This is a genomic window from Colwellia demingiae, from assembly GCF_007954275.1.
Taxonomy (GTDB): Bacteria; Pseudomonadota; Gammaproteobacteria; order Enterobacterales; family Alteromonadaceae; genus Colwellia; species Colwellia demingiae.
In genome coordinates, this window is record NZ_VOLT01000005.1 from 160,637 (window position 1) to 185,730 (window position 25,094).

The 25,094-nt window shown below is 41.1% G+C and carries 11 protein-coding genes; 3 read left to right on the forward strand and 8 right to left on the reverse strand.

Annotated features, from left to right (window positions below; genetic code table 11):
• The first annotated feature begins 116 nt into the window (after nucleotides 1–116).
• Both ESZ36_RS11320 and ESZ36_RS11325 read left to right on the forward strand, forming a co-directional pair.
• Nucleotides 117–413, forward strand: a complete 297-nt coding sequence (locus ESZ36_RS11320; protein WP_146787780.1) for a hypothetical protein — start codon at nucleotides 117–119, stop codon at nucleotides 411–413.
• Nucleotides 414–506: 93 nt separating this feature from the next.
• Nucleotides 507–1,724, forward strand: coding sequence for a methyl-accepting chemotaxis protein (locus ESZ36_RS11325; RefSeq protein ID WP_146787783.1), 1,218 nt, complete (start codon nucleotides 507–509; stop codon nucleotides 1,722–1,724).
• Nucleotides 1,725–1,923: 199 nt separating this feature from the next.
• Here ESZ36_RS11325 and ESZ36_RS11330 read toward each other — a convergent pair whose 3' ends face one another.
• A complete protein-coding gene (locus tag ESZ36_RS11330; RefSeq protein ID WP_146787785.1) occupies nucleotides 1,924–2,739 on the reverse strand; it encodes a class I SAM-dependent methyltransferase in 816 nt (271 codons plus the stop codon).
• Nucleotides 2,740–2,978: 239 nt separating this feature from the next.
• Here ESZ36_RS11330 and ESZ36_RS11335 point away from each other — a divergent pair, with 239 nt between their 5' ends.
• Nucleotides 2,979–4,007 (forward strand): Solitary outer membrane autotransporter beta-barrel domain, encoded by a 1,029-nt coding sequence (locus ESZ36_RS11335; RefSeq protein WP_146787788.1) that lies wholly within the window; start codon nucleotides 2,979–2,981, stop codon nucleotides 4,005–4,007.
• Between the two features lie 83 nt (nucleotides 4,008–4,090).
• Here ESZ36_RS11335 and ESZ36_RS11340 read toward each other — a convergent pair whose 3' ends face one another.
• Genes ESZ36_RS11340 through ESZ36_RS11370 form a run of 7 tightly spaced genes read right to left on the reverse strand, consistent with a single transcriptional unit; the run spans nucleotide 4,091 to nucleotide 24,900 of the window.
• Nucleotides 4,091–4,525 carry a hypothetical protein gene (locus ESZ36_RS11340; RefSeq protein ID WP_146787791.1) on the reverse strand — a complete coding sequence of 145 codons (435 nt, stop codon included), beginning with the start codon at nucleotides 4,523–4,525 and terminating at the stop codon, nucleotides 4,091–4,093.
• Between the two features lie 35 nt (nucleotides 4,526–4,560).
• Nucleotides 4,561–5,112 carry a hypothetical protein gene (locus tag ESZ36_RS11345; RefSeq protein WP_146787794.1) on the reverse strand — a complete coding sequence of 184 codons (552 nt, stop codon included), beginning with the start codon at nucleotides 5,110–5,112 and terminating at the stop codon, nucleotides 4,561–4,563.
• 57 nt (nucleotides 5,113–5,169) lie between these two features.
• Complete coding sequence (locus ESZ36_RS11350; protein WP_146787796.1) at nucleotides 5,170–5,610, reverse strand: DUF805 domain-containing protein; 441 nt, start codon at nucleotides 5,608–5,610, stop codon at nucleotides 5,170–5,172.
• Between the two features lie 25 nt (nucleotides 5,611–5,635).
• Nucleotides 5,636–19,810: a VCBS domain-containing protein gene (locus ESZ36_RS11355; protein ID WP_146787799.1), complete on the reverse strand. Its 14,175-nt coding sequence runs from the start codon at nucleotides 19,808–19,810 to the stop codon at nucleotides 5,636–5,638.
• A gap of 9 nt (nucleotides 19,811–19,819) precedes the next feature.
• Nucleotides 19,820–21,145 carry an HlyD family type I secretion periplasmic adaptor subunit gene (locus ESZ36_RS11360; protein WP_146787801.1) on the reverse strand — a complete coding sequence of 442 codons (1,326 nt, stop codon included), beginning with the start codon at nucleotides 21,143–21,145 and terminating at the stop codon, nucleotides 19,820–19,822.
• Nucleotides 21,146–21,149: 4 nt separating this feature from the next.
• Nucleotides 21,150–23,195 (reverse strand): peptidase domain-containing ABC transporter, encoded by a 2,046-nt coding sequence (locus tag ESZ36_RS11365; protein ID WP_146787804.1) that lies wholly within the window; start codon nucleotides 23,193–23,195, stop codon nucleotides 21,150–21,152.
• A complete protein-coding gene (locus tag ESZ36_RS11370; protein ID WP_146787806.1) occupies nucleotides 23,188–24,900 on the reverse strand; it encodes an ABC transporter transmembrane domain-containing protein in 1,713 nt (570 codons plus the stop codon). Before ESZ36_RS11370 ends, ESZ36_RS11365 begins: the two co-directional genes overlap by 8 nt.
• Nucleotides 24,901–25,094 lie beyond the last annotated feature (194 nt).

Sequence of the window (25,094 nt, forward strand, 5' to 3'; positions counted from 1 at the left end):
AGTAGTGGTTATATTTATAGTTTAAGCTATATACAATCGAGGTAGATTAGAACTTGCTTAGGATGAGCAGTGTTCAATAAAGGGAATTATTTATTGTTATAGTAGGAACGAGCAATATGTTAAAAAACCTGTCACTGGCTAAAAAAATTCACTTAGCACTAACCTTAATTGGCGCTATTTTTTTAAGTACAACGATTTTCTTTTTTCATCATGATGAAAAAGAGCTGGCAGAGCACTTTGTTGAACGAAATCTTGAAAGCCTTGCACTTAATTACTTTGACTCTGTCAATACCATGATGCTCACTGGCACTATAGCTAATCGACAACTTATTCAAAATAAAATTCTCAGCCAAGACGATATCGTAGAAGCAAGAATTCTACGTACTCAAGCGGTTAATAAAGTGTTTGGTTAAGGCTTCTCTGATCAGAGTGCGAAAAGTGCATTCGAACGAGAAGGTTTAGCAGGTAAAAGAGCGTTCAAAAAGTTTGAACTTGATGGAAAGCGTATGATGAGCTTTATTATACCTGTCAAAGCGAGTTCAGATTATCGCGGTACCAATTGCTTAACTTGCCATCAGGTTAGTGAAAATGAAATATTAGGTGCGGTAAAACTTACCTATGACTTATCAACAGTAGATAAAGAAATCACCAGCTCTATTACCCAAGCTGCAATTTTACAATTGGTCATTACCTTAATTTGTTTTACCTTATTAAGCCTTACCCTGAGAAAACTAATTTTCTTCCGATTAAAACGCCTAAGCAACTCTATTACAACGGCTGCTGAAGAGCTCGATTTAAATAAAGAAATTAAAGTTAATTATCAAGATGAACTTGGTTCCGTTAGCATAGCGCTAAATGACATGATGAATAAGTTTAAAGTTAGCTTCATGTCAATTGCCCAAGCTAGTGAACAATTAACTGAATCAGCTAAAGAAGTTGATAAAATATCTTCGCTAACACTCGAAGCAGTGTTAGAGCAAAAAAATGGCACTGACTCTGTCGCTGCTGCAATCAATGAGTTAGATACCTCTGCAAATGAAGTGCAACATAATACGCAAAGTGCAGCCGATAAATCGGTTTCAGCAAATGAAAGGACCTCACAAGGGTTAATTCTTGTTGAACAAGCGAGGGTTGGCATTAATGATCTCAGAGATAAGGTTGTTGAAAATACAGCGATGATCACTGACTTAAGCAATAAAACTAATGAAGTCGGCAGTGTTTTAGAAGTCATTACCGCCATTGCTGAGCAAACAAATTTATTGGCGTTAAATGCTGCGATAGAAGCGGCAAGAGCTGGCGAACAAGGTAGAGGTTTTGCTGTCGTCGCCGATGAAGTCCGTTCTTTAGCAACACGTACTCGTGAATCCATTGAGCAAATACACGTGACCATGAGTCGATTACAAATAGGCGCAAAAGGTGCTGTTGATTCAATGAATGTGGTGAGTCAACAAGCCAGCGAAAAAGCAGAAGATGTTGCCAATGTTGCTGACTTATTGACAAGTATTAGTGCTGAAATTCAGGAATTAGACGAACTTAACTGTCAAATTTCAGATGCAGCGACGCAGCAGAACTTAGCCGCCGATGAAATTAATATTAATGTCGTTAATATAAGTAATGTGGCTGAAAAATCGAGTGATGATGCTATTCGAGGGAAAGAGATTAGCGAGCATTTGTTGTCACTTGCTTATGAATTAAATGCCCAGTTAACAAAATTTAAATTATAAAGCTAACAACAGTGATACTGATACTAAGTAGTGCTCAACTAATGTTGAACATTATTTAGTATGCAAGTTTAGCCTATTTTATTTGACTCAAGATGCCTTAGGATTAATTATTCTTAGTAAAGCGCATAGTTATTTCATCTAATAGCTATGTCCTTAATAATTAACTTAAGCCATAATTTTTTGTATGGCGATGAATAAATTATTTTACCGCTAAAATTTCAATCAAACTAATACGTTCATCATCAAGATTACGACGCATGTTATAAGCTTTGGTCTTAATGTCATTGCCAATTAGCATATGTAAACCTAGTTCTGGCAGTGTCGACTCTCCCGTAGGTTCTTTCATGCGTGCAAAGGCCTTTTGTGCCAAATCGGTCTTGTCGTTCCAAACTTCAATCTTAAAACCAGTGGATGCAATTAACTCGCGGAATGGTTCTTTTGGTATCAAAAAACTCATCGAACTGTCTTGAGCCCACGGCACAGGAAAATAAATAGGTTTATCTTCGTGACCACACACCTCATACAATACAGCACGCGCACCAGGTTTGAGTACACGATACATTTCTTTTAACCAACCCAACTTGTCTTCGACATTCATATTCATCTGAATTGACCAAGCACCATCGAAAGTATTGTCCCCATAGGGCAATTCCAGCGCACTACCAACATTGAATTTAACATGGTCTTGCATGTTGAGTAATTGTGTCAATCTTTCTGCTGCGTCAATGTATTCATCACTTAAATCTATACCGGTAACATGACAACCGGTTTCATGTGCCAAGCGACGTGTTGAACCGCCAACACCACAACCCACATCAAGGATGTGCATATCAGGAGTGAAATTACCAAGTTCAATCAGCTCTTTAGTGGCGATATCACCACGAATATGAAATTCATCAACAGGCTGAAGGTCATCAGGTGTGACCTTAGATAAATCTTTACCTAGATTATTGAGACCTTCAATTATTTTATTATACAAATTGTTCGGAGAGTAATAACTGTGAATATGCTTCATATAGATAATCTTGACTCAAAAGTAATGTGGGATAACTGTCTACAAACTATACATGATAAAGTCAGATAGTTAATAAAAATTATAAACTTATCCAAGTCTGTTATTGAGCTATATCAATAACATGGCAAATTTAGTCCATGCTAACCTCTAGGGTATAAATTAATCTTTTCGTGGTTAAATCTATTTTTATTAATTATACTGAATAAATAATATACTGACTTTATAAAACACCTAATTAGATGTTAATTAAACAAAAATTTCATTTTAAAACACTGGTTTTCTTAATATTATCTCTATTAAGTCATCATTCAATCGCTAATAATAAAACTCATTTTGAAGAGCTATTTTCCACCTCTGTCGTACTAACAGATTCAGAAACGATAACCTTGGGTGTTGGCAACTTTGATCCCGACAAGTTATTAAAACCCCACGAAAAGAGTTTTTCTGAAAGTGACTCTATCAAGCTAAGAAATGAGTTAACCGTTTACAGTATCCCTTATACTTGGCGTTTGACTAAAGATACATCTAAAAGTAAGTCTGAAGATAAGGCTAAAAAAGAAAATCCTAACTATTTTTATCGAGATGAAATAACCGCATCGCTCTCTTACCTTAAGCAAGAAAATAAAAGTGACTTGCTCTCTAGCTCTACCATGTCTGATGATAATAAAGATGAAGTTTACTCTGCCTATCTCGCCTATAGCCTACATAGTCAACTTAATGAGAATTGGAATTTAAGAACAAGAGTTGGTTCCTATTTAATGCACCATAAAAATAAATACAATTATAACAGCGAAGAATCAAAGCAATTCCAAGATGAATTAGATGGCATTTTTTTAAATTTATCAGCTAATGCTTTCATTATTGAACCTAATGTAAAGCTAACTTATAGCCAAAACAAAGATTGGGGAAAGTGGGAGTTTAGCAACGATTTAAATGTATTTACTGGCATAACATTTAATGGCGCTAAGTCTAGCCAAGAAGCAAAACCGACTGGTTGGCGTTTAAACAATGGCTTTAAATTTCACTTTAATGTTAATCAATCAAAATTTCATGCTGAATCAATTTATGTAAAAATTCAACGTTCTGATATTGGTGGCGATATGGTTAATAGTTTAGGTACGGATCATTTCTATGAATTTGGGGTAGGTTTATTACTCGACACGCGTAAATTTACGACTTTAGCGGATAATATTGGTATCGGCATTAATATTCATAAAGGCAGCGCACTTACCGGTGGTAGTATCGTATTTTATTTTAATGAGCTATAAAAAAATCTTTGAACGCTTTGAGGAGATCATGGCAAGTTAACGTGGCCCAAAGACCACTTTATTATTCGAGTGCATAAATGCATTTACTTGAGCAACTCTGCTTTTTGTCCTAATAACTCAGCATCTTTAGCAACACGGTCAATAAGACGCTCTATGGTAGGCTCACCTGCTGCTGGCGCCGTACCGCTGTGTGTTGCAAAAAAGGCATAACCTTCAACTTCTACACCGCCTTTCATACCTTTCATAGATTTAGCCAGTAGCGTTATCTTATCTTTATCAACGCCCCATTGAACACTGCCCTCATAACCAACCAGAGGCGAAGTGAGTACTTTAATATTTTTTTCATCAATTTCTATTTTCATTGCAGCAAACATAATGCGTGTAGCCACCTGCTTTGAAATAAGATAAACATGATCACTGCCTGTTTGGTTTGGGTCAAGTGAGGAGATGGTATTTGAACAAGCCGAAACGACAAGCAACAGAATCAAAATCATACTTTTTTTAAGAATCGTAAACATAAATTATTTCCTTTTATCATTATGAATTTGTACTTTTATTCACACAAAGCTCTTACTTTAACTAAAGCATGATCAATATCTTTATCACTTTTAGCCGTCAATGCTTCTCGTCTAGCTAAATCACATGCTTTAGCTTGTGATTTTTGCTGAGCAACAACGTCTGCTGAGCTGAGTGCTTTATGGTTAGGATTAATACAGAAGCTATTCGACACGCCTCTTAAGTTAATATGTTTACCATGCGTTTCAATTGCGGCACATTCACCTTCACTTAAACGGCCGGTTTCAATTAATATTTTCTTAGTCTGCTTATTCACCTTAAGCGTGTATAAATAAACACGTCTATCACCTTCTATTGCAGAAGTTATCGCAAAACCTGCCGCTCCACCATCAAGCGCTCCTTTTAAATCATGTCCTATGGCCAAACCTATGGCACCGCCAATAAACGCATTACGGGCAATGGTTGAATCGGGTGTTGTTACTTGTACTGAAGTTACCGTGCCATAATCGATTGTTTGTTTCTCTTTAGCGAAAGCATTTGCTGTAATAAGTGCAGCGGCTAAAACAGCTAGAGTAATAGTTTTTTTCATTAAATATCCTTTATTTCAATAGATTAAAACGGTTAACTTTAAATATTCTTTATCGACTCACTTCCTCAAGCTTTTAAATTGATCGCTCGGTGTGAATAATATAAATAGACTAAAAATCATATGCATTGCATAACTTGCCTGCTCGCTTATCAAAGCCACCGCTATGAACTCAAGCAAGAGTACAATCACCAATGTTATCCATCCCGGTAATCCAGTATCTCTGATTCTTTTTGCTGCAATATTTACATAAGAGAAACAAACAGCCCCCATAAACAAGGCAAAAACGAACAAAAAAGGCAGGGTAAACCATTCTCTTATCGTATTTTGGGCGTGCTCTAAATCCCCTGAAACGATATGTTCACCAACACCCATTAAAATAATTGTTAACACAATAAAAGTAAAAATGAATACTGAAAGCAATAATTGATAACCTAAATAAGGTAGGCGTTTCAATCGACCAATGCTTAACTCTTGAAAATAATTATTGAGTATATTCACGTTGTAAGCACCTTTATTATTTTAGTTAAAATTGAGAATGCATATCGTTTAATGCCTGATGCAAACTGTCATCATCGTTATTGATTAAAGGATCATCCAGTTGCGGTTCATCTGAAAGATCTGGTATTGCTGATAAATCTTGATCTTGCTTGTCATCATCTAATGGACTTTCAAACGGGTCAACCGCACTACCATCATCTAACAAGGGATCAGCATCGTCTCCCATTGGCGCATTATCGAATGCAGACAACACATGGCTATCATCCGTTTGAACATCCTGTGCCTGACTATCGGCTTTATTAATACCAAGCATGTTCAGGTAATGATCTACTGGATTAACCGTGTGTACAGTATCTGCGATCTGTCCTGCGTCTGGTAATAACGGCAATGTGAAGTCAACAATACTTCCTTCATCATCTGCAGGTATTTTATCGTCTACCTGATAAACAGAATCAGCATCTATTTGTACCGTAAAAGCGTCAATGTCTACTGGTTTCTCCGGTTCATCGTTGTCCGATGGTGGGGCTGGACTCGCAGAGGGTTGACCATCAGTATGCCCATTTATTATCATCTCGAATTCTTTAGAAATAACACCGCCATTTCCATCATCAACGATTACTGTAAAATGATCCTTTAGCTCTTCACCGTCATTTAATTTATCAACATCAGAATTCTTATCGTTTAGTGTATAAACCCAAACATTACCGGCTAGGACGACATTTCCATAGCTGGCACCATGGCTTGAATCAAGATTGAAGGTGTGGGTATCCGTGGCGTCAACATCATCAATAATAATAGCAGTCGCAGGGCTTAGTCCTTTATCCTCTAAAACAGTATAAATAGGATCCACACCACTTTGATTATGGCTATGAACGGCTGGGATATCATTAGTGCCTATGATAGTCATGGTGATGTCATGGCTTGTTCCATCTGCCGAATGTACCGTAATAGTTTCTGTTTCTGTCTGTCCTTCTGCTAATTGTTGTACCTTCAGATGGTTATTGTATAAATCATAGGTCCAATGACCATTGCTATCGATATGTGCATGACCGTAGCCTTTACTGCCTACGATACCAACGCCACTTTGTTCAGCGATAAAACCTGGAGTTCCATCGGGATCATTAACGGTTAAAGTACCCGAAGTGCTAGTTAAGTTATCTTCTGTTACTGCGCCACTAGATTGCCCTTTAAAGATTGCCGGATCATCAGTCTCTGCAATATTAAAATAAACCGAGCCAGGTCCCGAATCAACATGACCATCATTAGCCGTAAAGTGAATAACTGCTAAATCATTCTTTCCTACTGTATTGTAGTTTGCTGAAGGGGTAAATATTAAGCTATCGACATCAGTACCTTTAACTGTATCGCCAATATTAATAATATGGCCATTAAGGTGAAGTTGCCCGTGGGCAACTTGGGTAATGGTAATATGATCCAGCGAATCACCGTCAATATCTTTAAACGAAAAGTCGGATTTACTAAGGTTCTGTGAGGTATCTTCGTCAATGGTCATTTGGATTTGACCAACCGTCGGCGCATCATTAATAGCATTAACATTTAAGGTCATAGTTGCACTCGCTGAATCACTATGGCCATCATTTGCGCTGAATTCTAGATGCGCATACTGACTACCATTTTCATCGTGAGTGGGCGTAAAAATTAAATGCCCTGCGACAATATCTGCTTTATCAATCTGCTGATTTGCTGTTATTGACTTGCCATTTAGCGTTAAAATACCATCAGTGGGTATTTGAGTAATGTTGATATGAACTAAAGGGTCACCATCAACATCATTATATCCAAACTCGCTAAGTGTAAAGCTATGCACGGAGTCCTCATCTATATTTACCGTATTTGCACTCACCGTTGGAATGCTATTTTCATCAGCCCCATTAATAACGATATTAACTTCATGACTGACACTGCCACCATGATTATCAGTGACGATGACGGTAAAGGTATCAGTACCTTGTTGACCTGTGTTGAGTGTGTTTAGGTAGGTATCGTTGTTATCTAAATGATAAACCCACTTCCCTTGCTCAAAGGTGACTCTACCGTGTTGTGGTTGATTATGGGTATCAATACTCAATGACTGAGTATCCGATTTATCAAGATCTGAAATATCTATATTTCCAGAGACTAAATTGGTTTGCCCATCTTCAATAACTGTCCCTCTTAATGTTGAGCTTGCATCAATTACTGGGGATTGGTTGGTACCACAAATTGTAAAATCGAAGTGGCCAGTATCTGTAGCTCCTGAAGTATCGATTAACTCAAAATTAAATAAAGTATGCGATAACTCACCCGCAGCTAATGATTCAGCATCATTCGAATTAGTTCCGCCCATAATTGAGAAATCCCAATCACCATTTGGTTTTATCGTTAAACTACCAAGATCTCCCTGAAGCGTAACAGCACCATGGCTGAAATCTAATAAACTGCCATCTACTTTAATTTGTACCGCACTGCCGTCTTCATAATCACCTAAATCAATGTGACCTGAGCGCTGAGTAGTACCCTGTGTCATTTGAGTTTGATCAAGTGCCCAGTCTGGTAGGTCATAGCGTAATGCGGTTAAATCGCCACTGATAAATGGCTTATCGTTTGTACCTGTAATATGAATAGGAATATCAAAGGTAGTGCCGTCTTTTGCTGTGACCGTTAATAAATCATCTACTTTTTGACCATCAGTAAGGTGTTGAGTCACTAAACTGTCATTATCAAGGCTATATGCCCAGTTGCCATCCTTTGCAATGATCAGATCACCATAGGTGCCATGCACAGTTTCAGAAGTAAATTCAGGAATATTGTCAGGGTCGGTAATTGTGAGTTTTCCCTGCACACTTTCATTCTCATTTGTCCCGGTGCCTTGCTCAGTTATTTCTCGCTGTTGATCCGTTGTTGATAATCCAATAACTGCCGCGTCATTTTTACCTGTTAGGTGAATATTGATATTGTGATCTTGACCATCTGCAGTGCTTACGGTAAAGGTTTTTTCATCGGCTTTGCTGCCATCAGTTAAAATATCAGCGCGGCTGTCTGGGGTATAGGTCCAGTGGCCATCGGTTGTTATCGCCAATTTCCCGTAATTTCCGCTGATAGTGCTAGCGGTAAACATGCCATTAGTGGTGTCACCACCTGATACGATAAGGTCACCCTGTTGGCCACTATCTTCATCTCCCGTAGAGTCATCCTTACCACTGATAACTTCTGGGGCAAAGGCGACTGTGACTTTTATAGGCACTGTTAATGAAAAGTTTTGTCCTGATTCAGTTATCGTTTCATGTAAAACGATGTCTTGAGACCCCGTATAGCCGGCGGGCGCTAATATTTGAGCCGTTGCTAGTTGATTATTAGGTATCTGATAGGTGTTTGCGGGTACACCTATGCCACCGTCAACCGTTACCCCGACAATAGACCAGCCTGAGGGTAATGTTACTCTGGACTGGGTAATCGCTTCGTGGGTATCTGTTGTATTGCCAATCAGTACACCAAGAGAAATTGGCGTCGCTTGCACACCATTTACTTCACTAGTCGCCGCTGAAATGGTCATATCTAGAATGGGATTGATATGAATGGTTTGCTGGCTGGTGGTCTCTTTGTGATCACTGCCATCGGTATTGGTGGCGGTAATATTTAAGCTGATGGTAGTTGATTGATTTTGTGCCGTCAGTAAGGTGAGTCCTGTTAACTGCGCAGGGCTTAACGTATAAGAGCCATCGATTTCTAACTGCCCAGCGCTTAATATTGCGCCACTTGGGATGCCTGAAATACTGATACTTTGGGTTTCGCTAGCATCGCTATCAATAGCAAGACCGATACTAAGCGCCAGAGGGCCGCTATCTTCATCCATGGTTAAATCAGCAACACTTAACGTGGGGATTTCTGCCACGGCGGTAACTTCAATATTAACGGTATTGTGTGTGACGCTTGTATCGCCAATATGACCATCAACACTATCGGTGACTGTTGCATCTATGGTAAGTGATAATTTTCCAGAATAATCTTGGGGTAGCGTGAGCGCAATATTACCAATGTCAGAGCCTGCCACGGTAAATGTGCCATCGGCATTGAGCGTACCTACCGATAAACTCGCGCCGGCGGGCAAGCCATGAATCGTGATTGACTCGAGCTGTTCAGAGCCATCGGTGTCGGTGAGTGTCGCCTGTAAATGCAAAGGAATGACAGTGTCTTCATCTACACTGGCCACTTTAATGTCAGTACCAGGAATGGTTTGCGCTCTGTCAATCCAAAAATTTAGTTGAGCTGAGGTGTAAGAATTCACTTCTTGCGCAAATTGATTGGCATCAATAGAGGGACTCACTGTTGTAATATGAAACTGAAGATCCATTGTTTGAGGCGCATTAGGTGCAACGACAAATTCAACATCTTTACCTTCAAGGATATCTCTATAGGTTTGCTGATCAAAAACGTTGAGTGACGCGATGTCCCCATAATTAGCCAGAGTAGCTACATCAAAATGATTAGGATCAGTAAAAATACTGTTTCCATCAATTTTAATGTCGGTTATTTTACTCCAGTCGAAACTAGGATCACCATTGGCGACCAGTGATAAATGAAAACCCGGCAGATATGCATCCGGCGTACCATGGAAGTCACCTGGGTCTGCATTCTTTACCTCATTTAGTTTAATGCTAACCATAGAATCCTGTTCCGCCATGCCATATGTCGTCACATCATCTACTATTTGGGTCACACTAGCGGTTTTATGGGAAACCATTGGAATCGCTGATGCTTGTAAGCTAATACTACCTCCATCGGCAACGGCACCCACATCAATATGACCAGCGGCATTAGCGGTAGTATGGCCATCCGTGACATCAATAGTCATCGGAATCGCATTGGCCGCTAAATTACTATTGCCATGAAAAACCCAGTCACTACCGTGATGGGTGAAGGTGCCATATTTCGCATCTAAGTGAATAGCTGACACGCTTAAATTATCGCCATCAACATCATTGGCACCCACTAATTTGAGTATTTGAGCTTCGCTAAAGGTTTTATCGGTATCTTCATTGGTGGAGCCTAAATCAATGACTGTCGCGGTTACTGTAGGCGCATCGTTAACATTCGCTATAGTTAGCGTGGTGGTGGCTGGTGCGCTATCAACGGTTCCGTCATTAACGGTATAACTAAAATGCACATCGCCGTTAAAGTTAGCTGTGGGCTTAAAGGTTAGATTATTTATATCCGCATTATCAATTGCTTGATTTGCAGTAATGGCTACCCCATTGAGTAACAATACCCCCTCTGTAGGGTCTGGTAAATCGGTAATGGTGACATGCGCTAACGTATCGCCAGTATCAACATCTGTAAATCCAAAATTACTCGCGCTGAAGGTATAGTCTTTATCTTCAGTGCCAGTTAGCGCAACAGTCGTAATTGTTGGACCGTCATTACTGCCTTGAATTGTTATATCGACGACTTTGGTGGTGCCATCTGCTGTTGTCACTGTCACGTGATCGGTAAGCGACGCTGAACTGGCTAAAGCCGTTACTGCTGTATCGCCCGTGTTTAAGTTATAAGTCCAATTGCCACTTGAATCTATATTAAGCGTACCGTGTGTACCTGTTAAGCCTGTAACTGCTTGAAAATTCGACTCACCTGTATCAAGGTCTGTAATGGTTAACTGCCCACTAGCTGGTAGATTTGTTTGGTCAATAACTGAACCTGTAGCAACACCACCAAAAACAGGAATATCGTTAGTACCAGTAACGGTTAACGTGGCTGTTTGATTAACAATACCACCGTCACCATCGGTGATTTCATAGCTAACCGTTATGTTTTCTGATGTTCCAGCCGCTAAATGATTAAAAGTAGCGTGGCTTGGATCTATCGTTAAGGTATGACCATCACTGCCCAGCGTTATACCCGCAGGTAGCGAAGTACTTGCTACTCCAGTGCCGACGGCATAAGAAACCGATGCAAGACTTAGCGCTGCATTATCAGGATCTGTCGCCCCTTGCAGTAAATCAACCGTAGCTGCTGTTCCGCCTTCAGTTTCAGTATCAGTAATGGCAGTTGCAACAACTGGTGGTGCATTGACATGCAAGCTAACCGATTGTGTTGTTGATTCAGACTCACCGCCTGATGTCGCGGTTGCTGTCACATTAAAAAGCAAGTCACCATGAAAATTTGGATCTTTCACATCGAGTTTTAAATCGCTTAAATCACTGCCATGCAGCACCCAATATTTAGCAACACTGTCATAGGTTCCGTGATTAAGGCTAGCGGTGTCTGGCAAACCACTTATTTTAAGGGTAAGTGTTTCAGCATCGCCGCCAGTATCTGTCAACGCAGCTTGAAGGTTTAAGGCAATTAATGAGCCTTGTTGTGCGGTTGCAGCACTTGCGCTTAACGTTGGTGCATCAACAGAGCCATTGATGGTAATAACAACTTCACTGGTAGCTATTTCGCCGTCAGCGGTTTTGGAGGTAACCGTAATATGCTCTTGTATGCTTTGATTAACGCCTAAATGGTTAACATCGGCATTATTATTGTCGATGGTGTAATGGTATTTCCCTGACGCATCAAGAGAAAATTGACCATATTGGGTAGCGTGATCCGTTTGGGTAACAAAGGCCGGATTATCACCATGATCAGCATCAGAGGTTCTTATCTCTCCATTAATAACGGTATGAGCGCTATCTTCTTTTATCTCGGCTGTTAAGCCTGCAGGGGTGATGTCGTTAGCTGTATTGCCACTAATATCATAAATACGCTCGGCTGATGATTGTCCTGCCGCATTTTCAATATGTAACGTGTGCTGCCCATTACCTAATGAAGCAGCTGCGACTTCCCAATTACCGTGGCTATCAACAACAGAGGTTGTTATTGCATGCCCTTGATCATCCTTAACGGTGATAGTTTCACCAGCAATACCTTGACCGATAATGACTGCTGCACCAGGATGTAAGTTGTTATAGCTATGGAAATAAAGGTAATCAACTTCAGAGCCACCGCCAGTACATACTCGATTTACAATACCGATATGCTGTGTACCATCCGGAGCTTCAAAAATGGCTATGCCACCTGTCCATGCGTTTCCATGGCCACTTGCACCACCCGAACCAGTATTAACCGTATCTGGTACATGGTTTTGCGCCCACCAATCATGATTATCAATACGGCTGAATCCGCCAGCGCCACTGTGCGCTGTTGAAATAGTTGCTTCATGGCCTGTTGGAATCCAGTTACGAGCACTGCCAGGTTTGTATAAACCTACCAATTTCATGCCGACACCAATTTCAACTTGATCACTGCCCCAACGCGCTGCGTTTTCTGCCTCACTTGGTGCTACATCAATATTGGCACCCGTTGGCGTTGAGACCACTTCAAAATCATCAATTTTTAAGGTACTTGATGACCCTGCTGGTGCGGCGTGTGCTGATTCAATAATCGGTGCATCGTTAGTGCCTTTGATGACAATATCCACCACTTGTTTACTGCCATCACTGGCAGTAAACAAGTGGTGGTCGATAACTTGGTGCTTAGTGGCATCAATATCATTAGGGTCTAAATCTTGAATTTTGCTTTGGTCTACAGTGTAGGTCCATTGGCCATTAACCATAGCGATATGACCGTAAGTAGTTGTAGTTGAAGCGACATCTGGGAATGTTGGCGTATCAGTAATGTCTACATCAGTAATGGTTAAGTGACCCGTTGCAGTGTTGGTATCTCCAATATTGCCTTCGTTTAATGTTCCAGAGGTATCACCACTAGTAATCGAAATATCATCAATAGCAGAAAGTGTGGTTGTTGCGCCGGTATGGGTTAATCCGCCATGGCCGTCTTTAACGTCATAAGTAAAGTGTACTTGGCCGTTGAAATCACTCTTGGGGCTAAATCTGAAGGTACCATCTTTATTGTCAATGATAGTGCCGTTATCAGCAACTAAATTGGCAATACTTAACTGACCAATATCATTGTTGTCTATATCAGTCGCATTCGAGATTAACTCGGCAGTTGTTAGTTGTATGTCGGTGTCTTCAATACCGGGGGCAAGTTGAACCTCGGCCGACACTACAGGAGCGTCATTAGTACCATGAACAGTGACTGTCAAAACTTGACTAGCGCTTCCATCTTTAGAGTGTACGGTATGGGATTCAGTGAAAGATTCTCCAGCACCTAAGTGTTGAACTTCATCTATCGAGTTATCAATCTTGTAGCTCCAGTTGCCACTGGCTCTAATGGTAAACTCTCCATGGTGAGCGGTAGATATACTTTCCGCTTGAAGCTGAGCATCTCCGTGGTCGGGATCTATTACTTTTAGTAGACCACCCGCATATAGATGGGTTGTACTAGCTGGCACAAAATTTTCTTCAGTAACATTCTGACTGGCTGGCAGGGCTTGCGGCATAACCACTTCTATTCGAGCATTGTCATTCTCGCCATGAATGGTAACCGTGACCACTTTTGTTTGGCCGTCGCTAGTTTGTACTTGATATTGATCCGTTAATGTTTCACCAGCTTTAAGTGAAGCGACTTTATCGTTCGCATGGTGATTTCTTGCCATATCAAGATCATATTCATAGCTTCCATCAGGCCAAATTGTTAAGTATCCATAGTCCTTAGCGCCGTTATCATTAGAGAAGGCAAACTGAGTATGGTCGTTAGTATCAGGGTCTACTAAATTGAGTGTACCACTCACCATGCTGCCTAATTGGTAATAGGTATGAAGGGCTTGGCTTTCTGTCATATCAATGGTGGAAGATTGTAATTTTGCTTTGTCATTGCTACCGACCATAGTCACCGTGGCTACTGCTGCGCTTTGTCCACCATGATTATCATCAACCATGTAGTGCACAACGATATCGGCGTGTTGATTCGCACTGAGGTGTTGGAAAGTTGAATTATGACTATCAATGATCAGTGTATGGCCGTCGCTAGCAAAGCTGATCCCTGCTGGTAATGAACCTGTTTTACCCTCAAAAGTGATTTGGACTTGGCTAATCGATAGTGAGTCTCCATCCACATCAGTAGCATTGCCAAGTAGATTAACTTGGTGTTGTTTATCTGTGTCTTCAGTGAGACTATCGGTAATAGGTGCTACGTCAGGATTATCATTAATCGCGTTTAGAGAGGTTGTCGAAGTAGTATGTGTAATACCACCATGTGCATCTTTAACATCATAAGTAAATTGTACTTGGCCGTTGTAATCTTTATCAGGTGTGAAAGTAAAAGTGCCATCTGTGTTCGTTGCAATTGAGCCATGATCGGCAGTTAAATTAGCAATTGAAAGTTGCCCTATATCATTATGATCAACATCGCTTGCATGCGTTAATAACTGGACTGATGAGAGTGTTATTACTGTGTCTTCAGTGCCTGCAGTAATAGTTGTCGCGGCACTAACAACAGGGGCATCGTTAGTGCCGGTCACTGTGACCGTTACCTGTTCTGTATTCGTACCACCGTGGCCATCATCAATGGTGATCTTAAAAGTCACATTCTTCGTTTCAGTTACACCTAAAGATTGGAAATCTGTACCTGGCGTAAAAGTATATTCCCCTGTCTTTGAATCGATCGATACCGCGCCTTCACCAGTAGGCATACTTGTTACTGTGAAACTGTGTGTATCCGTCGTATCGACATCAGTAAACAAGGCAGTGCCTTTCACTGACGAGCCATCCTCGTTTGCAGTTAAATCTGGCGCAGAGAGTGTTGTCACATCATTGGAGCCATGAACAGTAATAACTATATTTTTTGTATCAGTCGAGCCGCTTTGATCAGTTACGGTAATTGGGATGGTTATAGTCTGATCTTGTCCTGCTGCTAAATACTGATAAGCGTTGTGGCTTGGATCGAAACTGTAGCTGCCGTCAATATTTAAGGTAAACCCATCAACAGTCGATGCGGTATAGGTTGCCGTTTCATGATCATCAATGTCAGTTGAAATGAAATTGCCTGTTAGCGTTACACCATCTTCAGTCGTACTTTGCGCACTGATTGCACTTAATATTGGTTTATCATTGGTGCCGGTAACTGTGATCACTAAACCTTTTTGATCTGTGCCACCAGAGCCATCCGTCACTGTCACTGGTATAGTAATTTTCTGTGTATCACCATCAGCTAAATGTTCATAAGCCCCGCTGGCGCCATTAACGGTATCGAAGGTGTAAGTGCCATCGTTATTTAGTGTGAACCCGGCCACTGTTGCTGTGGTCGTAAATGTCGAAGTATCACCGGTATCTGTATCCGTTGACATTATTGTACCTGTCGTTTCTGTCGCACCTTCTGTCGCTGTCGCTGCTGTAATGGTAGTGATAATCGGAGCATCATTAGACCCATTAATGGTGACAGTAATATTATGCACAGCGCCATCAACACCTTTTACCGTGATAATATCAGTAAGTGAACTGGTAGTATTTGCAATACCTGTACCGAGCGCTTGCACATCTGAATTAGCGTTATCTAGATCGTAAGTCCAGCTGCCATCGGCCTTTAAGTGAAGAGAGCCGTGAGTAGCGACAATATCGACTGCTTGAAAGTGGTCCTGACCGTCATCTTTGTCAGAGATAGTCAGTGTCCCGCTAGTTTGAAGCGTTGATTCTTCCTGAACAAGACCTGTATCGGTACCAGCGATAATTGATGCATCTTGCCTACCGTGAACAGTGATCACCAAATTATGGGTGTCGGTACAACCGTCTTGGTCGGTGACAGTCACCGGAATCGTTACCTTCTGATCTTGGCCTGCTGCCAAATGCTGATAAGCACCGTTACTTGGATCAAAAGTATAACTACCGTCTGTGTTTAATACGAAACCATCAATCGTTGGAGAAGTATAGGTTGCGGTTTCATGATCATCGACATCTGTTGAGGTCAATTGTCCTGTGAGTTTAGCGCCGTCTTCATTGGTACTTTGTGCGCTGATTGCACCTAATACTGGTTTATCATTGGTACCTGTGACGGTAATGATTAGATCTTTTTGATCTGTCCCCCCTGAACCATCAGTCACTGTGACGGGGATTGTGATTATTTGGCTATCTCCATCAGCTAAATGTTCATAGATGTTGTTCGCACCGTTTAGCGTATCAAAGGTGTAAGTGCCGTCAGAATTGAGCGTAAACCCTGGTACGGTTGCAGTGGTGCTAAAGGTGGATGTGTCGCCCAAATCTTTATCTGTTGAGGTAATCGTACCTGTTGTTGCCGTTGTACCCTCAATCGCTGTCGAAGCAGTAATAGTGGTAATGACTGGTTTATCGTCCGTACCATTAATCGTTACTGTCACTTTTTGTTCCATTCCATCAATAGAATGTACTAACAACGTTTCAGTGAGTTGTTCACCGGTTTTTAACCCTTGCACCGTTGCGCCAGAGTTATCAACGGTATAAGTCCAATGACCACTGTTATCGATAGTTATTTCGCCATACTGACCTTGCAGATGATCAGCAGTAAATTGCGCTTGCCCCGCATCGGGATCGGTTACGGTTAACTGGCCATCAGCACGTAAATTGCCGCCACTGGCTAAGTCTTTATCTTCGGTTAGGCTGGCCGTCGAGGTGCCTGCTATTACAGCCTTGTCATCCACACCGTTAATCGTGATGGTCACTTTCTGCTCTGTGCCATCGACGGAGTGAATCAGTAATGTCTCGGTTAACTGCTCGCCGGTTGTTAAGCCCTGAATCGTAGCGCCTGAATTATCGACGGTATAAGTCCAATGACCACTGTTATCGATAGTCATTTCGCCATACTGACCTTGCAGATGATCAGCAGTAAATTGCGCTTGCCCTGCATCCGGATCGGTTGCGGTTAGCTGGCCATCTGCGCGAAGATTACCGCCACTGGCTACGTCTTTATCTTCGGTTAGGCTGGCCGTCGAGGTGCCTGCTATTACAGCCTTGTCATCCACACCGTTAATCGTGATGGTCACTTTCTGCTCTGTGCCATCGACGGAGTGAATCAGTAAGGTTTCAGTTAACTGCTCGCCGGTTGTTAAGCCCTGAATCGTAGCGCCTGAATTATCGACGGTATAAGTCCAATGACCACTGTTATCGATGGTCATTTCTCCATACTGACCTTGAAGATGATCGGCAGTAAATTGCGCCTGACCCGCATCAGGATCGGTTGCGGTTAACTGACCATCGGCGCGTAAATTACCGCCACTGGCTAAGTCTTTATCTTCGGTTAGGCTTGCAGTCGAGGTCCCCGTAATTACAGCCTTGTCATCTACACCGTTAATGGTCACAGTCACTTGCTGCTCTGTACCATCAACGGAATGCACTAATAAAGTTTCAGTGAGTTGTTCACCGGTTTTTAAGCCTTGAACCGTTGCGCCAGCATTATCGACGATATAAGTCCAATGACCACTGTTATCGATGGTCATTTCGCCATACTGACCTTGCAGATGATCGGCAGTAAATTGCGCTTGCCCTGCATCAGGATCGGTTGCGGTGAGCTGGCCATCGGCACGTAAATTGCCGCCACTGGCTAAATTCTTATCTTCGGTTAGGCTTGCAGTCGAGGTGCCAGTGATTATGGCTTGATCATCAACGCCATTAATGGTCACAGTCACTTGCTGCTCGGTGCCATCAACTGAATGCACCAATAAGGTTTCAGTTAACTGATCGCCGGTTGTTAAGCCCTGAATCATAGCGCCAGAATTATCGACGATATAAGTCCAATGACCATTATTATCGATAGTCATTTCGCCGTATTGACCATGCAAATAATCAGCAGTAAATTGCGCTTGCCCTGCATCCGGATCGGTTGCGGTTAGCTGGCCATCGGCGCGTAAATTACCGCCACTGGCTAAGTCTTTATCTTCGGTTAGGCTTGCAGTCGAGGTCCCCGTAATTACAGCCTTGTCATCTACACCGTTAATCGTGACTGTAATATTTTGCTCTGTACCATCGACGGAGTGAACCAGTAAGGTTTCAGTTAATTGCTCACCAGTTTTTAAGCCTTGAACCGTTGCGCCAGAATTGTCGACGATATAAGTCCAATGACCATTATTATCGATGGTCATTTCGCCGTACTGACCTTGCAGATGATCGGCGGTAAATTGCGCCTGACCTGCGTCGAGATCGGTTACGGTTAGTTGGCCATCTGCGCGAAGATTACCGCCACTGGCTAAATTCTTATCTTCGGTTAGGCTTGCAGTCGAGATGCCAGTGATTATGGCTTGATCATCAGTACCGTTAATCGTAATGGTCACTTTTTGTTGTGTACCATCAATGCTGTGTACAAATAAAGTTTCTTGTAACAACTCACCCGTAGTTAAGCCTTGAATAATGTTTTGTGAATTATCAGCCGAGTAGGTCCAATGACCTTTATTGTCAATAGATAATGTGCCGAATTGACCATTATAAGAGTCTGTAGTGAACTGATCTTCACCAGCATCGGGATCGGTTACGGTTAGCTGGCCATCAGTATGTAATAGTCCTTGGCGAACATCTTTATCTTCAATAAGTGAAGCTTGTACTGTCCCACTAATAACGGCGTCATGATCAGTGCCATTAGCTTTCAGTGCTCCAGCTTTAGCAGGCACTTGCCCTGTTTTCTCTGGCGATAACGTCGGCGTTTGACCTGTAATCATGTCTGGCGTAGTTTGCTTTAAGAGATCACCTTCTGATAGATTGGAGGGTTGTGAATAGTTCGAAGAGCCCGATTTATTTTGACTGGTAGATGCATGTAAATCAGTTATTTCGCCCGCAGCGAAAATCCCACCGCCATGACCTTGTGTGAGACTAAAGTTAGTTTCTGGCGATGATGTTACCCCACCACCTTTACCAACTCTGTGACCTTGAGGCGTTTGGTTATCAGTACTATTTTCGTTAATACCGTTTACTTCACTACCATTCTCATCAACTTTTGATTCAACGGAAACGCCCCCAACCACTAGTTCATCACTTGTATTTTCAATGCCTTGTTCATCACCAGGATTTACGGTACCTAATACATCTTCGCTATCATCAACTACATCATTACTTCCTGTCGTTGCTACAACAATTTCTTCATCATTTTTGAGTCCATTTTCTGCAACTAAACCCACGCCTTTATCAGCAACTAAATCCTCATTTATCTTATGAGATGTCGATTTTTGATCTTTAAATTCTTTTGCTTTTAACAGCGCCGCTTGTCGTTCAAGCTCTGCAAGATTTTTAAGCTCTTTCTCTTTATTTTTTGCTTTGTCTGCAATTTGCTTAGCGGTTAATTTTTTGTCATCTTGGTTTTTCATCATGATTCCTTATTATCTTTCGCCAAACGCGCTGCTAACATTGGTAAATACTGGCTTCCATAAATATTGAAAAACAGTTTTATCACCGGTAACGATATCCGCTTCACCTGTCATGCCTGGAATTAAATCAAATCGCCCAGGAGATTCGCCAAAATAGGGTTTGGCAATGGATACTTGTACTTTGTAGAAAACACCACCACGTTCATCGGCATCTGTTGTAGGAGAAATTTTCTTCACTATACCGTCTAACGCGCCATAGCGACTGTAATCAAAGGCATCAATTTTAATTCGAACATTTTGACCTACATTGACAAAACCAATATCACGCGGTGAAAGTTTAGCTTCTAGCAACGCGGTTGCTGTTGTTGGCACAATTACGGCAACCGTACCACCGGGAGCAATAACACTGCCTTCAGAGCTACTCGGTAAAGATTGAATGATGCCATCAACAGGTGAAGTAATGGTATTTTGTAAAACATCGGAATCTGATGATCTAAGTCGTGCTTCTACTATGAGTAACTCAGCCTGCTTTTCTGAAACGTTAGCTTGAACCTCTTTTAAAATAGTCGCTTGTTTTTGTTGCAACTGTTTTTTCTGATTAATTAATTCACTAGCCAGTACTTTTTCCTGTCCTTGCATGGCCGTCAACTCTCGCAAATAAGAGTCGAGTTTTTGTTGTGATTCAAGTATTTGAACTTGGGAAATACCGCCTGTTTTTGCAAGTGTAGAATACATAGTAACCGTTTTTTCTGATGCTGAAATCTGATCTTTCAATGCAGGGATTTCATTTTCTACTGCGCTATATTGTGCTTGGCTTTTATTTAGCTCCGCTTGAGAAAGCTCTTTAATTGCATCACGTTCGCTATCCATACCAGATAAAGCTTGGCGTTGTTGAATAACAAGGCCAGGAAATTGAGTGGTAAATTCACCAAAATCTGCAGTGCGCTTTTCAATAAAAGCATCCAAACGCTCAATAGTCATCACCAAGTTGGCTCGCTGACTTAATAACTCTTCTTTAGCTGACTGACTATTAATAGCAACAAACTGTGCTAAAACATCACCTGCCTTAACAACATCGCCTTCTTCTACTTCCATCGCTGAAATAGTGCCGCCCAGTTGACTTTGAATAACCTGACGGTGTCCTAAAGGTACCACTTGCCCTTTAGCTTTCGCTATTTCTTCTACTTTGGTAAATATTGACCATAACAACAATAAAGCAATAGAGGCAGTTACTAATAACGTAATGTTTTTAATCAGCTTTCGTTCGCTTGGTGTTTCAAGCGCTTCTGTAAACTCATGAGCTGGGAAATTGTTTGCGTTTAATTGACGGTCGCTCATGAAATTATTCCTTTTCTGTTGATGTGTTTTCAGGGATTGGTCCAGCAAAAACGACATTGCCCTTATCTAAAATGATGACTTTATCTGCTAATTTAATTAAATCTGGATCATGGCTACTAAATAAAACAGTACTTTTCCCTTTTAATGACTGCAGTGTTTCACTAAATTTAATTTTAGCTAATGGATTTCTATTGGCGAGTGGTTCATCTAACAGCATATAAGGTGATTTTTTTAACAATGCTCTCGCTAAGCCAATATAATTAGCTTCAACTGCAGAGAGCAAATGTTCACTTTGTCCGCTCAAGTCGATAGATAAATTTTTACCTAAAGCATTAAATAACGACTCCCCTCCAGCATTAGTTAAGGCGGTTATCAACTCTTCATCGCTAGCATCAGGTTTCACGATGCGTAGATTATCCGCTAAGCTTCCAGGTAATAGCTCAGATTCTGCCGGTACGAAAGCGGCAAAACGTCTAAATTGTTCAGGATCGAACTGTTTTAAATGTTTATCATTAACCGTAATAAAACCAGACTGCGGCTCTATTACGCCCAACGCTGATAATAATAATGATGTTTTACCACAGCCATTAGGACCAATAATCGCAACACATTCACCAGCCTCAATATCCGCTGAGATTGCTGATAATGCGGGCTCATATTCAGCGCCATAACGTAAAGTGACATGATTAAAGCTAATTGCTGGGGCCTTAGTTTCATCTAATGTAGCCAACCTTAGTGCAGAATTTTCAGTGCTGGCTTGCATAAAACGGTCAAACTGCTTAATAGAACCATCCATCATGGTAAATTTTTGTCGAGAAGAAAATGCCAGTTGAGCCGGCCCTGTAATTCGCCAAATTAACATCACACAAGCAATCAAAGCACCTGCGGTAATACTTTGCTCTAACACTAAGAAAATACCAGTAAAAACAGTTGCCAACGCAGTAAGCATACTTAAGGCATGTGCGGTTGCCGCATTTAAACCATTTCGTTTCGCAAACAAAAAGTTTTGTCGACATGTTTCACGGGTTTGCCTAAAAAACTCTTTAGTCCATCCTGCAGTATGTCCGCTCGCTTGTAGCTGTAAAATATTATTCGAAAGTTCATTTAAAGAATTCTGATATTGACCACTCATCGTAGGTGAAGCCGCTTGAACATAACTATTCATCAGCTTATTAACTAACGCATAAATCATCAGCATCACTATAGGTACTAATACTAACCAACCACTTAAGAAGGCAATGGTCGCAAAGGCAATGAAAGTGAAAGGTAAATCAACCAAACCAGCACCACCTGGCCCCGAAAGTAAACTGCGTACCTTTTCTGCATTACGCATTCTTGCAATGTGATTTGAAACACCGACACGAGATAACACCAATAAAGGTAAATTAAGTAAACGGGTGAAGGTCATATCTGATAAATCACGAGCAAATCGGTTACTCACCGACGATAATACTTTAGCCCGAACCATGCGCGTAGCAACAAGTACCGTAAGCGCTAAAAAAGCACCCAGTGCGATTTTGGGTAATAAATCGGGTGCTTGCCCGCCAATAACACGGTCATAAACCGACATAGTAAATAACGGTACAGCAAGGCCGGTTAGGCTTGAAAGCAAACTTAACCAAAACACCGGTTTATACCATTTGGTACGCTTACTCATTTGTGTGGTAAATGCTTTTAACGTTTGCTTAGCTAAAGGCAAGCTATCAATCACAATAACTTGGCAATGTTCTTTTTTCTCATCAAGTTGATAATCAACCCATTGCTGCTTTTCATCCAGAATGAGATATATAGAACGTGAGCGTTTAACTAAACTCGACTGCCCATCATTATTTAATATAACAAAGGGAAGATTCGTTTTAGCTAATGCTGCTTGCGTAATGGGTAATACAGAAAAGATGACTTGATGTTTTTTCAGTTGCGCAATTAAATTAACTACTTCAAGGTTTTGTAACTGTGGGTTTTGCAACACATAGTTCGCTTGAGAAAACATACCAAGCTCTTTAAATAAAGCACAGAGTAGTGGTTGTAAATCAGTGGCAGACTTATCCATGGGCCGATACTCCTACTGTATTCTTACTCTGTTGCTGGTTAAGTTGCTGACTCTGTTCCAAATCTTGAGCATTGTTTTGCTTAGAATCTTGCGGCTCGACATTTATATGCACATCACTCATTTGTATTAATGCTTCAAAATGACTGGCAATTATAATGGTCATTTCTCCTTTTAATGCGGTTAACAATTTTGTTAAACGAAGCTGTGCATCGGCATCAAGAGAAATCATTGGTTCATCAAGCAATAATATTGAGGGTTTTTGCACTATGGCTCTGACTAAACCAATCAGCTTCATTGCCCCTTTGTTGAGCATATGTAGATTTTGTTCACCCAATTGGGTGGCGTAACCTGAAGGTAGCTGTGCAATCATTTGGGTTAAACCTAATTGCTTAGCTAAGTCAGTAGCTTGTGGTTCAAGCTCAGCCTGAAACATCGTCATATTTTCTAATAAGGTACCGGAAAATAGTTTTGGCCAGGGTAATACGTAGAGTACAGATTGGCGGTATTCATTTAATTGATGATCGGAAACCTTTATACCATCAATAGTGATATCTCCACTTTCAATGGTTTGAAATGGCGCTATGCTAGCTAATACTAAACTTGCATGCGTTAAGGGTTGAGAGCTTAATGTCATTATTTGTCCTGGCGGAAGCTCAAAAGACAAATCCTTTATTGAAGCGCCAACACGATGACTATTCACCTGTTCAAACTTTACTGGTCCTAGCGGTATTTTTTGCTGGTATATCTTGTTTGCCGTAAATGATTGTGGCGCTAACGACAGTAAATCATCAACTTGCTGCATTGACGTTTTAGCAGATACCAAACGTGATCGGAGACTTATAATGCCACTCAAAGGTGCAACTGCCCTGCCCGCTAAAATTGAACATGCTGCTAATCCCCCTGTAGTTAAGTTGCCATCAAGTACCGATAAACAACCAACAAGTACTAATAATAATGTAGTCGCTTGAGAAGCGCCTTGAATGATTTCTTGTAACTTTGAAGATAGCCAGTCGACCTGTTCTTGCTGTTTAATACGTTTATAATTAGTTTCTCGATACTGACCCGCAAACGTTTCTTCTAATGCTAAAGCTTTTGTTGACGTTAAGCCTGACAGCACTTTAAACAGTAATTTAGAGCGTAGTCCGTCACTTAACGCCAGGTCGCTGGTGGCTATCGCTAATTTTTTACCAATAACAACAACAAAGGCAAGTACAACGACCCACACCAATAAAGGAATAAAAACTAACGGGCCGCCTATATAGGCAACAAGGGCAAGAAAAATGAGCACAAACGGGAAGTCCATTAACGCGACAGCAGCTTGACCAGAATATAACTCCCGCATTGCGCCAATACCGCTTAAACCATTATGAATATTACCGGCGCCTAGTTTTGCTAATTTACTATGATCCGCCTCCAATAATTTATTAACGACATTCACCGTGGTTTTCAACTCAAAATTTGCTGATGAAGAAGCGAGTAACCAGCTGCGCGCATAGCGAAGAAACAACTCTAATAGGATGGCAATAGCAACGCCAATCACCAATACTGTGGCGGTACCAAAACTTTGATTCGGTAAGATACGATCATAGATTTGCAACATGGTAAAAGGCAGTGCTAATGATAAAAGATTGATAAAGATAGAGGAGAGGAACAACTGTGACGTTGCTCGGGTATTATTTAACAAGGTAAAAGTAGAGTTTTGCATAGTAATCCTTTGCTTTTCTTATTAATTTCATCATAGCGCAAAAAATATACCAAGGTAACTTTTTATCTAATTAATATACAAAAACAGCGGGTGATAGAAGACCACTTACATTACCAACATTGTGTTGTGCTTAGTCCTGTAATAGCGCAATAAACCGTCCCTTCGAACTAACAGGTATTTTTATCGGTAAATAG